General features: G+C 72.7%; 10 protein-coding genes and 1 pseudogene. 4 read left to right on the top strand and 7 right to left on the bottom strand.

Annotated features, from left to right (window positions below; all coding sequences use genetic code 11):
* Positions 1 to 2: 2 nt before the first annotated feature.
* From glgC to ACF1GV_RS41085, 3 genes are all read right to left on the bottom strand, one after another.
* A complete protein-coding gene (gene glgC / locus ACF1GV_RS41095) occupies positions 3 to 1,223 on the bottom strand; it encodes a glucose-1-phosphate adenylyltransferase (protein WP_391692067.1) in 1,221 nt (406 codons plus the stop codon).
* Between the two features lie 50 nt (positions 1,224 to 1,273).
* Positions 1,274 to 2,446, bottom strand: coding sequence for a glycogen synthase (gene glgA / locus ACF1GV_RS41090; RefSeq protein WP_391692065.1), 1,173 nt, complete (start codon positions 2,444 to 2,446; stop codon positions 1,274 to 1,276).
* A gap of 70 nt (positions 2,447 to 2,516) precedes the next feature.
* The gene (locus tag ACF1GV_RS41085; RefSeq protein WP_391692063.1) at positions 2,517 to 3,269 is read right to left on the bottom strand and encodes a (2Fe-2S)-binding protein; all 753 of its coding nucleotides are present in this window, start codon (positions 3,267 to 3,269) and stop codon (positions 2,517 to 2,519) included.
* 228 nt (positions 3,270 to 3,497) lie between these two features.
* Here ACF1GV_RS41085 and ACF1GV_RS41080 point away from each other — a divergent pair, with 228 nt between their 5' ends.
* Positions 3,498 to 4,808: a DMT family transporter gene (locus tag ACF1GV_RS41080; protein ID WP_391692061.1), complete on the top strand. Its 1,311-nt coding sequence runs from the start codon at positions 3,498 to 3,500 to the stop codon at positions 4,806 to 4,808.
* On the opposite strand, the gene ACF1GV_RS41075 is transcribed toward ACF1GV_RS41080, so the two are convergent.
* Positions 4,798 to 6,012: a transglycosylase family protein gene (locus tag ACF1GV_RS41075; RefSeq protein ID WP_391692059.1), complete on the bottom strand. Its 1,215-nt coding sequence runs from the start codon at positions 6,010 to 6,012 to the stop codon at positions 4,798 to 4,800. The genes ACF1GV_RS41080 and ACF1GV_RS41075 overlap by 11 nt on opposite strands.
* Before the next feature lie 301 nt (positions 6,013 to 6,313).
* Here ACF1GV_RS41075 and gndA point away from each other — a divergent pair, with 301 nt between their 5' ends.
* A complete protein-coding gene (gndA, locus tag ACF1GV_RS41070) occupies positions 6,314 to 7,753 on the top strand; it encodes an NADP-dependent phosphogluconate dehydrogenase (RefSeq protein WP_391692057.1) in 1,440 nt (479 codons plus the stop codon).
* A gap of 1,010 nt (positions 7,754 to 8,763) precedes the next feature.
* On the opposite strand, the pseudogene ACF1GV_RS41065 reads toward gndA, so the two are convergent.
* From ACF1GV_RS41065 to panD, 3 genes and pseudogenes are all read right to left on the bottom strand, one after another.
* Positions 8,764 to 9,137, bottom strand: a pseudogene (locus tag ACF1GV_RS41065) (carboxymuconolactone decarboxylase family protein); the annotation flags it as partial.
* Between the two features lie 58 nt (positions 9,138 to 9,195).
* Positions 9,196 to 9,540 carry a GNAT family N-acetyltransferase gene (locus ACF1GV_RS41060; protein ID WP_391692055.1) on the bottom strand — a complete coding sequence of 115 codons (345 nt, stop codon included), beginning with the start codon at positions 9,538 to 9,540 and terminating at the stop codon, positions 9,196 to 9,198.
* A gap of 33 nt (positions 9,541 to 9,573) precedes the next feature.
* Entirely contained in the window at positions 9,574 to 9,993 is a 420-nt protein-coding gene (panD, locus tag ACF1GV_RS41055; protein WP_391692053.1) for an aspartate 1-decarboxylase, read from the bottom strand.
* A 345-nt stretch (positions 9,994 to 10,338) separates the two neighbouring features.
* On the opposite strand from panD, the gene ACF1GV_RS41050 reads away from it, so the two are divergent.
* On the top strand, positions 10,339 to 11,844 hold the full coding sequence (locus ACF1GV_RS41050) for an FAD-binding protein (protein ID WP_391692051.1): 1,506 nt from the start codon (positions 10,339 to 10,341) through the stop codon (positions 11,842 to 11,844).
* Positions 11,845 to 12,047: 203 nt separating this feature from the next.
* Positions 12,048 to 13,756, top strand: a 1,709-nt coding sequence (locus tag ACF1GV_RS41045; protein ID WP_391692049.1) for a type I polyketide synthase, incomplete at its 3' end; no start/stop codon positions are given.

Genomic DNA, 13,756 nt, shown 5'->3' with positions numbered 1-13,756 from the left:
CCCTACGACACCCGCTGGCCCTTCCCGAGGGCGATCACGCCGCTCTTGGAGACGGTGTACAGCTCCGCGTCCCGGCTCGGGTTGACGCCGATCGTCGCGCCCGGCGGGACCTCGACATTCTTGTCGAGGATCGCGCCTCGCACGATCGCACCCCGGCCGATGTGCACGTTGTCGTGCAGTACCGAACCCTGCACCACCGCGCCCGGGTCGACGACGACCCCCGGGGACAGCACGGAGCGGGTCACCTGGCCGCGGATCAGGCAGCCCGCGCTGATGATCGACTCGCCCGCTATGCCGCCGGCGTTGAAGCGGGCCGGGGACAGATCGCTGGAGTGCGTGTAGATGGGCCACTGCCGGTTGTACAGGTTGAACGCCGGCCGCTCGGCGATGAGGTCCATGTGGGCCTCGTAGTACGCGTCCAGGGTGCCCACGTCCCGCCAGTAGCCCTGGTCGCGGCTGGTCTCGCCGGGGACGTGGTTGGCGCTGAAGTCGTACAGCTGCGCCTCCCCGCGCTCGGTGAGCTGGGGCAGGATCGAGCCGCCCATGTCGTGCACGGAGTGTTCGTCCTCGGCGTCCCGGTGCAGGGCCTCGATCAGCGCCTTGGTGGTGAAGATGTAGTTGCCCATCGAGGCGAACACGCACGCGGGGTCGTCCGCGAGACCCGGCGGATCGGCGGGCTTCTCCAGGAAGCGGTGGACCGTGCGGCCGTCCGAGCCGGGCGTGATCACGCCGAAGGACGAGGACTCGCTGCGCGGCACCCGGATCCCGGCCACCGTGACGCCCGCGCCGCCCTCGATGTGCTGGGCCAGCATCTGCCGCGGGTCCATCCGGTAGACATGGTCGGCGCCGAAGACGGCGACGTACTCCGGCTGCTCGTCGTGGATGAGGTTCAGCGACTGCAGGATCGCGTCGGCGCTGCCCAGGTACCAGCGGGGGCCGAGGCGCTGCTGGGCGGGGACGGGGGTGACGTAGTTGCCGAGCAGGCTGGACATCCGCCAGGTCGTGGTGATGTGCCGGTCCAGTGAGTGCGACTTGTACTGGGTCAGCACGCAGATGCGCAGGATGTCGCCGTTGACGAGGTTGGACAGCACGAAGTCGACGAGGCGGTACGTCCCGCCGAAGATGACCGCCGGTTTGGCGCGATCGGCGGTCAGGGGCATCAGGCGCTTGCCCTCTCCGCCCGCAAGCACGATGCCGAGCACCGAAGGACCACCACGACGCATGGCCGCTCCCCTCACCTGGTTGACGGATCCCTGCCCCTGGTCAGGGCGCGTTACGCCTGTTTGGTGCCGCCGAGAATCTCCTCGTAGAGCCGTACCGTGCGCCGCGCGACCGCGTCCCAGCCGAACTGTGTGACCGCCCGCTCCCGTCCCGCCTCACCCATCCGCCGGGCGGCTGCCGGATCCGCGAGGACCCGGTCCAGCGCGCGGGCGAGACTGGACTCGAAGTGTTCGTCCACGTCGACGAGTACCCCGGTCTCGCCGTCCTCGACGACCTCGGGGATGCCGCCGACCCGGGAGGCGACCACGGGAGTGCCGCAGGCCATCGCCTCCAGGTTCACGATGCCCAGGGGCTCGTACACCGACGGGCAGACGAACGCCGCCGCGTGCGTGAGCAACTGGATCACCTCGGCGCGCGGCAGCATGCGCGGGATCCAGTGCACGCCGTCGCGTACGGCGCTCAGCTCCTCGTACAGGGTGCGGAACTCCCGGTCGATCTCCGGCGTGTCCGGCGCGCCCGCGCACAGCACGACCTGCGCGCCCGGGTCGATGTCCCGCACGGCCCGCAGCAGATGCGGGACGCCCTTCTGCCGGGTGATGCGGCCGACGAACAGCACGTAGGGGCGGTCCGGGTCGACGCCGGCCCGGGCGAGGGCGTCGGTGCCGGGGTCGGGCCGGTACAGCGCGGTGTCGATGCCGTTGTGGACGATGTGCACCCGGGCCGGATCGAGCGCCGGATAGCAGGCGAGGATGTCCTCGCGCATGGCGCCGGAGACCGCGATCACCGCGTCGGCGGCCTCGACGGCGGTGCGCTCGGCCCAGCCGGAGAGCGCGTATCCGCCGCCGAGCTGCTCGGCCTTCCAGGGGCGCAGCGGCTCCAGCGAGTGCGCGGTCACCACGTGCGGGACGCCGTACAGCATCTTGGCGAGGTGGCCGCCGAGGTTGGCGTACCAGGTGTGCGAGTGGACCAGGTCGCGGCCCCGCAGGGCAGCGGCCATCGACAGGTCCACGGAGAAGGTGCGCAGCGCGTCGTTGGCGTCGTCGAGGCGGGACCAGGGGCGGTGCCGCTGGATGCCGGCCGCCTTGTCCACCGACGAGCCCTCGCCCCAGCAGTGCACGTCCAGATCGACCAGGGGCGCCAGTTCGCGGGCCAGGAACTCCACGTGCACGCCCGCGCCGCCGTACACGTCCGGGGGGTACTCCCGGGTCAGCAGTCCCACTCGCACCCGTCGACCCCCTGTACTCGGCGGCTGTTGCCATCGCGGTCACCTTGCCGGTCACCGGTCACCTTCATGGTCACCCAGACGGGGCGCGTGGGGAAGAGCGCGGGGGCCTCGGGAAGCAACAGTCACCACACACGCCTCCGCCGGGCACCCGGTAGTACAGGCAGCAACTGCGCCGGCGAAACGCCTGGGGCCCGCTCGGTGCGCCGGTCGCGGGGCCCGTCAGGGTGCCGGCGCCGGCGAGGTCCGGATGGGTGAGCAGGGCGGCGGTCAGGGTACGGGCGCGTGCCGCGATGTCGCGGCGGTCGTGGGCGAGCGCCCAGCGTTGCAGCTGCCGGCCCGCGCCGGCCAGCGCGGAGGCCGCGTTGCCGCGCAGCAGGCCGGGGGCGAGGCGGTGGCGGGCGCGCAGGGCTGTGGCGAGCGGGTGCAGGTGGCCGTCCAGGACGGCACGGGCGAGGTCCGTGCCCGGGCGTACCCGCGTCAGCCACAGGTCGTCGGGGGCGCTGCCCTCCGGGTCCCAGCGCAGCAGCCGCGGGTTCAGGTCGGGCAGCGTGCCGTACAGCGCGGCGCAGCCGAGGGCGACGGACCAGAGCCGGGCCGCCAGCCCCTGGTGGGCGATGGACGCCGCGACCCGCGCTTCGGGCGCGCGGACACCGTCCGCGACCCTGCGCACCCGCACGTCGAGCGGATCCCGCCGGCCCTGCGGCCCTGCGCCTCCGTAGGCCTCCGCGAGGGTGGGCAGCGCCCGGTGCCCGGGTCCGGCCACGCGCAGGAGGAAGAAGCCGCCGAGCGGGCGCAGCGCGGCGAGTTCGGGGTCGAGGTCCACGAGCAGCAGTAGTACCAAGGGCTTCCGGAGCCGTGATCACCGGGTCACGGCCCGTGTCACCCCCCTGAGGGATGACCGGAGGCCGGTCGTACTCCATCGGCAGTAGGAAGCATTGCGTGCTCAGGGACGACGACGGGGAACACGCCCGCGGGGCATCGTGTTGCACATGCCAGCCGACCGTTCGTCGCGCCGGGGCCGGAAGCCCCGCCTTCCGCGAAGGAGCCGCTCATGAGCGCCCTCGCGTTGTCCGTCCTGCTGTCGCTCGTTTCGGCCGTCGCCTACGCGGCCGGGGCGATCGTGCAGGAGCGGGTCGCCGCGACCGACCCCGGCGAGAGCTACGCGCCGCTGCGCCGGCCCGCCTGGTGGGGGGCGCTGGCGCTGAACGCCCTCGGCGGTCTGCTGCACGTGGTGGCGCTCGCCTACGGCCCGCTCAGCCTGGTGCAGCCGCTCGGCGCGCTCACGATCGTGCTGGCGCTGCCCATGGCGGCCCTGTTCGTCGGCCGCCGGGCCGGGGCGACCGCCTGGCGGGGCGCGATCATGGCCACCGCCGGTCTGGCGGGCCTGCTGGCGCTGGTCGGGATGTCGGCGGCGCAGTCGCTGGACACGGCGCAGCGCGTGAGCAGCGCGCTGGTGGCGGTCGGCGCGGTAGCCGCGCTCATGGTGGCGGGCAGGGCCGCGCAACGGCATCCGGCGGTGCGCGGCGCGCTGCTGGCGACCGCTGCCGGCGTGGCGTTCGGCATGTCCTCGGTGTTCACCAAGACCGTCGCCGTGGACCTCACCGGCGGCCCGACGATGTCCGAGGTGCCGTCGCTGGCGGTCATCGGCGTGTTCGCGTGCGCGGGTGTCCTGCTGTCCCAGGCCTCCTACCGGGGCGCCGGTCTGACCGCGCCGCTGGCCACGCTGACGGTGGTGAACCCGGTGGTCGCGGCGGCGGTGGGCATCACGATGTTCGGCGAGACCTTCCGCCACGGCACGACGGGCACGGTGCTGGCGCTGGGATGCGGAGTCCTCGCGGCGGGCGGGCTGATCCTGCTGACGACGGAGCGGCTGGCGGAGACGGCGGGGGCCTCAGGGACGCGGGGGGCGGCGGTGCGTTCTGGGACGCAGGTGGCGGTGCTGTCCGGGGCGGCGGACGCGGGTGCAGTGGACGTGGCGGTGCCCGGAACTGTCCCCCTGGAGGCGGCGGCGCTGTCCCGGACGGACGCGGGTGCAGTGCACGTGGCGGTGCCCGGACCGGTTCCGGCGGAGGCGGCGGCGCTGTCCGGGGCGGACGCGGATCCGGTGGAGGCGCCGGTGCCCGAACCGGTGTCCGTGGAGGTGCCCGTCGTGGTGGTCGTGCCCGCGCAGGACGTGGCGCGGACCGTTCCCGTGGTGCCGGCGGGTTCCGGCGGGCGTTCGGTGACGTACCGGGGCGGGGAGGCGGCGGGCGAGGTGCTGTACGTCTGCGCCCCGCTCTACGTCAGCCACTGCGTCCCCGTGCTGGTGCCGGGCGTGCCGGTCCTGGTGCCGGACCGGCATCGGACCCGGGTCAGATCCTGACCCCGCCGGCCCGCAGATACGCCAGCGGATCCACGTCCGTCCCGAAGCCGGGTCCCGTGCGGACCTCGAAGTGCAGGTGCGGACCCGTGCTGTTCCCGGTGGAGCCGGTACGGCCGATACGCTGACCGCCACCGACGGACTGCCCCGCCCGCACGGAGATCGCCGACAGGTGCGCGTACTGGGTGTAGCGGCCGTCCGCGTGCCGGATCACCACCTGGTAGCCGAACGACCCGCCCCACCCCGCGTCCACGACCTCGCCCGAACCGACGGCCCGTACGGACGTGCCGGTCGGCACGGGAAAGTCGACGCCGGTGTGGTAGCCCTTCGACCACGAAGAACCCGCCGCGTGGTAGGGCGTGCCGATGCCGCCGCCGACGGGTGCGAAGAGGGTGTGACCGCCGGCCTTCCGGCTCTGCTCCGGCACGGCATGCCTGGTCTTGGCCGGGGCCTTCTTGGACGGGGTCTTCTGCGCGGGTGCCGCGCTGCCGGCGTAGCCGTGGCTCTTCGGGGCGGCCTTCGTCGTCCCGCCGCCGTGCACGCGCAGCCGCTGCCCCGGCACGATGAGGTCGGGGTCGGCACCGACGGTGGCCCGGTTCGCCTCGTACAGCCGCTGCCAACCACCGGGCACGTGCTGGGACTCGGCGATACCGGAGAGGGTGTCGCCGTGGATCACCGTGTACATCTCGGTACGGCCCGCACGGGACTGGGGCGTGGTCTGCGGCTGGACATCGCGTACCGACCGCTCGGCGGATCGCTGGGCGGAGCGCTCCACGGGCCGGGATGCGGTGGTGCGGGCGGTGTCCGGGTGGACGTCGGGTGCGGGACCGCCCCTGGTCAGCCCGGCGCGCACCGAGCACACCGGCCAGGCGCCGGGGCCCTGTCCGTCGAGCACCTCCTCGGCGACGGCGATCTGCTGCCGCCGCGTGGCGAGGTCGGCGCGCGCGGCGTACGCGGTGCCGCCGTACGCCGCCCAGGTGGACTGGGTGAACTGCAGGCCGCCGTAGTAGCCGTTGCCGGTGTTGACGCTCCAGTGGCCGCTGGACTCGCAGGCGGCGACCTTGTTCCAGGTGCTCACGTCGGCGGCGTGCGCGGCACCGGCGCCGATGAGCGGCAGGGCGATGCCCGCACCGCCCGCCGTGACGGTGAGCGAGGCACGGTTGATCCTGTTCGGCTGGTACCGGCGGTGCCGGCCGCGTACGGCCATGCTGGGAGCCCCCCTCGACACGCGTGAGCGTCAGAAGCGGCACAGTAGGCGCCGGGAACAGGCCATGACAAGGCAGCGATTCGGCCTCTCGTCGGCGCCAAGTGGCCTGGAATCGCCACCTGTTGAGCCGGAGGCTGAGACTCCGGGTGCCTTCCGTGCGTACCGAGGGTGCGGCGCGGCCGGATGTGCGGCCGGCGTACCGGCACGTCAGCATGGTCGAGAGGCGATACTGGCGGGCAGGAACGGCACGATCTTCCCCCCACCCTTCCCCATGTCTTCTATGTCTTCGGGAGCAGGCGGTATGAGCACTTCAGCCCAGATCGGTGTCACGGGACTCGCGGTGATGGGCCGCAATCTCGCCCGTAACTTCGCGCGCAACGGCTACGCGGTGGCGCTGCACAACCGGACGGCGTCGCGGACGCACGCGCTGGTGGAGGAGTTCGGGCACGAGGGTGACTTCGTCGCGACCGAGACCGCCAAGGAGTTCGTGGACGCGCTGGAGCGGCCGCGCCGCCTGGTGATCATGGTGAAGGCCGGCGAGCCGACGGACGCGGTGATCCAGGAGTTCGCCCCGCTGCTGGAGCCCGGTGACATGATCATCGACGGTGGCAACGCGCACTTCGCGGACACCCGGCGCCGGGAGCGGGAGCTGCGCGAGCGGGGCATCCACTTCGTCGGCACGGGCATCTCCGGCGGCGAGGAGGGCGCGCTGAACGGGCCGAGCATCATGCCGGGCGGCTCGACGGAGTCGTACGACTCCCTCGGCCCGATGCTGGAGAAGATCTCCGCGAAGGCGGCGGACGGGGCGCCGTGCGTGACGCACGTCGGTCCGGACGGTGCCGGGCACTTCGTGAAGATGGTGCACAACGGCATCGAGTACGCGGACATGCAGCTGATCGGCGAGGCGTACCAGCTGCTGCGTGAGGTCGCCGGGTACACGCCGGCCGAGATCGCGGAGATCTTCCGCACCTGGAACACCGGCCGGCTCGACTCGTATCTGATCGAGATCACGGCGGAGGTGCTGGCGCACGTCGACGCGGCCACGGGCAAGCCGTTCGTGGACGTGGTGGTGGACCAGGCCGAGCAGAAGGGCACCGGGCGCTGGACCGTCCAGATCGCCCTCGATCTCGGCGTGCCGGTGTCGGGCATCGCGGAGGCGGTCTTCGCGCGGTCGCTGTCGGGGCACGCGGCGCTGCGGGACGCGTCCCGCGAGCTGGCGGGTCCGAAGGCGTCGCCGCTGACGAAGGCGGACGCGGCCACCTTCGCCGACCGTGTGGAGCAGGCGCTGTACGCCTCGAAGATCGTGTCGTACACGCAGGGCTTCCACGAGATCGCCGCGGGCAGCGAGGAGTACGGCTGGGACATCGACCTGGGCGCGGTGTCGTCGATCTGGCGCGGCGGCTGCATCATCCGGGCGGCGTTCCTGGACCGCATCCGCGCGGCGTACGACGCCCGGCCGGACCTGCCGAGCCTGCTGAGCGACGAGACGTTCGCGCGGGAGATCGCGGCCGCGCAGGACAGCTGGCGCGAGGTGCTGGTCGCCGCGACCCTCCAGGGCGTGCCGACCCCCGGCTTCGCCGCGGCCCTCGCCTACTACGACGCCCTGCGCGCCGAACGCCTCCCGGCCGCCCTCACCCAGGGCCAGCGCGACTTCTTCGGCGCGCACACCTACCGGCGGGTGGACCGCGACGGTTCCTTCCACACGCTGTGGGGCGGGGACCGGTCGGAGGTCACGGCGTAGGGAGCGGCGGCCGGGGTCACCGCGTGGCGGGCTGAGGGTGGCCGGCAGTCGGCCCCGAGGGCTGCCCGGGAGGCGCCCCCCCCTCTCCGCCGCGCCGCACGGCCAGGACGGCCGCCCGGTCAGGACAGCCGCCCGGCCAGGCCCTGTCGTTCGGATCAGGCCGGCTGTGAGGTGCGGCGCCTTCCGGCCGACCCGAGCGGGGTCTGGTGCGTGCAGCTGCAAGGCGGAGGAGGGCGCCAACGCGGTGGGGGTCCCCCTGCTCGAAGAGCTCGGGGAGTGCGTGCCAGACCCCGCGACGCCGGGATGATCCAAAACGACAGGGCCTAGGTGAGGGGCGGACCCGGCTCCGGGTTGGGGACCGGTTCGGGGCCCGGCGGGATCGGGGACGGCTCCGGCTCCGGGAACGGGTTCGGGCCCGGCGGCTGCGGGTTCGGGCCGGGCCCGGGAGGCGGGATCGGCCCGGGCCCCGGCGGCGGTGGCGGCGTGGGCTGCGGGCCCGGACCCGGGGGCTGGGGCGTGGGTTGCGGACCCGGTCCTGGGGGCTGGGGAGTTGGTTCGGGTCCCGGGCCCGGCGGCTGCGGGGTCGGTTCGGGTCCCGGGCCCGGCGGCTGCGGGGCCGGTGAGGGATCCGGCGGCGACACCGGATCCGGGTACGGCTGCTGGGGCTCCGGGCCGGGTGTCGGGCCCGGGTGCACCGGGTCGTGGTACGGGTCGGTCATGGCGTCCTCCGGCCAGTCGGTCGACGGTGGCTCTGGACTACTCCCCGCGTACCCGGCGCCCGCGCGGCCAGTCACCCGGTGGAGCCGTGGCGCACCCTCCGCATGGCCCAACGCCGGTGCCCGGCGCGCGGACGGGCCGCCGCGGGCTCAGGGCGCACCGCGCGGGTCGAGGGCGCCCGGTGCCTGCCCCGGACCGGACCGCCCCTTGCCCGACCGGACGGCCCCATGTCCGGACAGGACCGCCCGCCCACTCGCCCTACCGGACCACCCTCACCCAGACCGGACGCCCCGTCAGCCGAACATGCCCTGCTCGTAGCCGCCCGCCGGCGGCCGGACGAGGACGTTCGACCGGTTGTAGGAGTTGATCAGGCGATGAGGGCGACCAGCACGCCGAGCTGCTCCTCGTCGTAGTGCTTCGCGGCGTTCTCCCACACCTCGTCCGGCACGCCGCCCGCCGCGTCCGCGATGCGCGTCCCCTCCTCGGTCAGCTCCGGCGCGGCCCGTTCGGCGTCGGTGAAGAACGTCGCCTCCCGCCGCGCCGCGACGGGGTTGAGACGTACCGAGGTCTCCCCCGCGGCCGCCGCGTCCTTGGCGTGCATGTCGGTGCGGAACCCACAACCGTTGATCTGGCCGGCGCTGAGCTTCACCAACTCCTGCGTCGCGGATGTGACCTGTGTCACCGGGCACGCCGACAGGAAGCACCCCTTTCGGGGACCGGGCGGCCTAGAACCGTCCGGGGTGGGCGGCCAGCCATTCCTTCGCCGCGGTGCGCAGCTCGGGGTCGGCGGCCGGGGCCTCGTCGGGATGCTTGGCGGCCCACTTGACGACGTACGGGCACAGGGGGGCGACCGGAACGCCCTCGCGCCCGGCGATGGCGTACAGCTCGCGCGCGAGGGAGGAGGCGATGCCCTTCCCCTCGTGTGCGGGCTCGACGATCGTGTGGACCGGCACCAGAGCGGTGCGCGGGGCGTCGAGCACGAAGTACTCGACGTGCCCGACGACCTCTCCGTCGCCGAGGGCCTCCAGCCGGCCGGCGGCCCGGTCGTCGCGGATCTCGATGTCGCTCATGGCAGGCTCCTGGTGTTCGGTCCCGGGTCGGCGTCAGGCCGTGACGGCCTGCGGGCTGCGCTCCTGGTCCGAGCCCGGCACCGGCTCCGACGGGTCCGTACCCAGGGCCACGATCCGGTTGCCCTGGTCCACGTGCACCACCCGCGGCGTCAGCGCCCGCGCCTCGGCGTCGGTGACCTGAGCGTAGCTGATGATGATCACCAGGTCGCCGGGGTGCACGAGATGGGCGGCGGCCCCGTTGATCCCGATCACTCCGGACCCGCGCTCCCCCTCGATGACGTACGTCTCCAGCCGGGCGCCGTTGGTGATGTCGACGATGTGCACCAGCTCACCGGGCAGCAGATCGGCGGCGTCGAGCAGATCGGCGTCGATCGTCACGGATCCCACGTAGTGCAGGTCGGCCTGGGTGACGGTGGCGCGGTGGATCTTGGACTTGAACAGAGTACGCAGCACTTTGGACTCCTGAAAGACGGCTCCCTGCCAGCGTGTGCAGGTCAAGGGCGGTCTCCGCAGCTTACAACCCGGCGGCTCGTCCAGTCAGCCCTCCCCGGACCGTGCTGTACGCCACGTTGCGGGCACGGCGCCTGGCGTACTACTCGCCCCTAGCGCGTTCGCCGTGTGTGCGATCGCAGCGCCTTCGCCCCGGTCGGTGACCCGTCCGCCGGACCGCTCCTCATCGCCTCCGCGTCCGCTTCCGCTCGCCTCCGGATATCCCCAATTACCGTGCCGAAACGTGGATTAGGATCCCACGGCAACAGGACGGCACCACGTCCTCGCCCCCGAGGCAGGAGAAGCAGCGTGAAGCACATCGATTCCGTGACCCCCGGCGATATCCAGTACGAGGACTTACGCCGGGGCGAGAACCTCCGGTTCGTCGGCGAGCCAGACGAGATATGTCTGGTGGGATCCGCCGCCGAGATCGAGCAGGTTCTTTCTCGTGTCGTCCGGTCGGGCAAGCGGGTGGCCGTGCGCAGTGGAGGGCACTGTTACGAGGACTTCGTGGCCCATTCGGATGTCCGTGTGGTGATAGACATGTCGCGGCTGTCGGCGGTCGGATTCGACGAGGAGCGCGGCGCGTTCGTCGTCGAGGCCGGGGCCACGCTGGGCGCGGTCTACAAGACGCTGTTCCGGGTGTGGGGCGTGACGCTGCCCGGCGGGGCGTGCCCCGATGTGGGGGCAGGCGGGCACATCCTCGGCGGGGGCTACGGCCCGCTGTCGCGGATGCACGGCTCGATCGTCGACTATCTGGACGCGGTCGAGGTCGTCGTGGTCGACGCGTCGGGCGACGCGCGGACCGTGATCGCGACGCGCGAGCCGGACGATCCGCACCATGATCTGTGGTGGGCCCACACCGGGGGCGGCGGCGGGAACTTCGGCGTCGTCGTCCGGTACTGGCTGCGGACCGCCGACGCCGCCGACGTGGCGCCGGAGCCCAGCCGGCTGCTGCCGCGGCCGCCGTCGGAGGTACTCCTCAACACCACGGTGTGGCCCTGGGAGGGGCTGGACGAGGCGGCCTTCGCGCGGCTCGTGCGGAACCACGGCTGGTGGTTCGAGCAGAACAGCGGCCCCGACTCCCCCTGGTGCGACCTCTACAGCGTGCTGGCCCTCACCCGCAGCCAGTCCGGTGCCCTCGCGATGACCACGCAGCTCGACGCGACCGGCCCGGACGCGGAGAAGCGGCTGGAGACGTACCTGGCGGCGATCTGGGAGGGCGTGGGCGTGCAGCCGCACAGCGACACCCGGCGGCTGCCGTGGCTGCACTCGACCCGCTGGCCCGGGATCGCGGGGGACGGCGACATGACCGGACGGGCCAAGATCAAGGCGGCGTACGCGCGCCGGAGCTTCGACGACCGGCAGATCAACACCCTGTACACGCGCCTGACCAGCACCGACTACGACAATCCGGCCGGGGTCGTCGCGCTCATCGCCTACGGCGGCAAGGTCAACGCCGTCCCGGCGGACCGGACCGCGGTGGCGCAGCGCGACTCCGTCCTGAAGATCGTCTACGTCACGACCTGGGAGGACCCCGCGCAGGACCCGGTCCACGTGCGGTGGATCCGCGAGCTGTACCGAGACGTGTACGCGGACACCGGCGGCGTACCGATACCCGGCGGTGCCGCCGACGGCGCGTACGTCAACTACCCGGACGTCGACCTCGCGGACGACGAGTGGAACACCTCCGGGGTGCCGTGGTCCGAGCTGTACTACAAGGACGCCTACCCGCGCCTCCAGGCGGTCAAGGCGCTCTGGGATCCGCGGAACGTATTCCGGCACTCACTCGCCGTGCAGGCTCCGTCGGCCTGAGCGACACCGAGGGGTACGGGTTTCCGCGCGGGGACCCGTACCCCTCGGCGCTTCCGCCCCTGACCGCCTGCGAGTTCGGCGGTCACTAGGGGATCGATAGGGGTGTGGGTCCAACGATCATTTGATTACAGTCGGCAACTGCCTTTGCGTGTGCCGCAGGGGGCGTTTCTCATGCATTTCACTTACTGGGGGATCACGGTCGCATGTCTCAATTCCGCGACGGCTTCACCGAGGTCGGGATACCGGATGACGCAATCGCCATAGTGGGGCTCTCCTGCAGACTCCCCGAGGCTTCCGACAAGAGCACGTTCTGGGCGCTGCTCCGCGACGCACGGCATGCGATCGGGAAAGTGCCGCAGGACCGCTGGAACGCCGAGAGTCTTCCCCCCGCGGCACGGCACGGAGCCTTTCTCGAGCGGGTGGACACATTCGATCCCGCATTCTTCGGCATATCGCCGCGTGAAGCCTCGATGATGGACCCCCAGCAGCGGCTTATGCTGGAACTCTCCTGGGAGGCGTTCGAGGACGCCGGCATCCCCCTGCGGCAGGTGCGCGGCAGCCGCACCGGCGTCTTCGTCGGTGCGATCGCGAACGACTACGCGGTGCTGCTGAACCGCCAGGGCCTGTCCGCCGTCACCCAGCACTCGCTGACCGGGACGCAGCGCGCCATCATCGCCAACCGGGTGTCGTACACCCTCGGGCTGCGCGGCCCCAGCCTCGCCGTGGACACAGCGCAGTCCTCCGGCCTCGTCGCCGTCCACCAGGCCTGCGAGGCTCTTCGCTCGGGCGGCTGCGAACTCGCCGTGGCGGGCGCCGTGAACCTCAACATCGTGCCGGAGAGCGCCCTCGCCGCCGACAGTTTCGGCGGACTGTCACCGGACGGCCGCTGCTACACCTTTGACGCCCGCGCCAACGGCTATGTCCGCGGTGAGGGTGGCGGGGCCGTGCTCCTCAAGCCCCTCGGGCGGGCCCTCGCCGACGGCGACACGATCTACTGCGTGATCCGCGGCGGCGCCGTCAACAACGACGGCGCGACGGACGGACTCACGGCGCCGAGCGCGGCCGCGCAGAGCGAGGTGCTGCGCCTGGCCTACGACCAGGCGAGCATCAACCCGGCGGACGTCCAGTACGTGGAGCTACACGGCACGGGCACCGCCCTCGGCGACCCCGTCGAGGCCTCCGCCCTGGGCAGCGTCCTGGGCACGGCCCCCGGCCGGCGGCTGCCCCTCACGGTCGGCTCGGCCAAGACAAACGTGGGGCACCTCGAAGGTGCCGCCGGAATGGTCGGTCTCCTCAAGACCGCCCTGTCTCTCCACATGCGCAAGATCCCGGCCAGCCTCCACTACGAGACGCCGAACCCGCGGATACCGCTGGACACACTCAACCTGCGCGTCCAGCAGTCGCTGACGGACTGGCCGGAGCCGGAGTCCGGGCCCGCGCTCGCGGGCGTCAGCTCATTCGGGATGGGCGGCACCAACTGCCACCTAGTCCTGCAAGGCGTACCGTCGGCCGAACCCGCGACCGAGGGTGCTGAGGAGCAGCGGGCCGGGGTGGTGCCGTGGCTGGTTTCCGGCCGCGGTGAGGACGCCCTGCGGACGCAGGCCGAGCGGCTGCGGACCTTCGTCGCGGACCGGTCCGAGCTGGACGTGGACGCCGTGGCGCAGTCGCTGGTGACCTCCCGCGACACCCACGAGAACCGGGCCGTGGTCCTCGGCTCGGACCGGGAGAGCCTGCTGAACGGGCTCGCGGCACTGGCCGCGGGAGAGCCCGCGTCCCGGGTCGTACGGAGCCGGGGGTCCGTGGACCGTGCGCAGGGGCGGTTGGCGTTCCTGTTCTCGGGGCAGGGCAGCCAGCGGGCCGGGATGGGACGCGAACTGTACGCGGCCTTCCCCGTGTTCGCCGCCGCGCTCGA

Source organism: Streptomyces sp. NPDC014006 (genome assembly GCF_043088925.1).
GTDB lineage: Bacteria > Actinomycetota > Actinomycetes > Streptomycetales > Streptomycetaceae > Streptomyces.
This window is presented reverse-complemented; position numbering and strand designations above follow the sequence as displayed.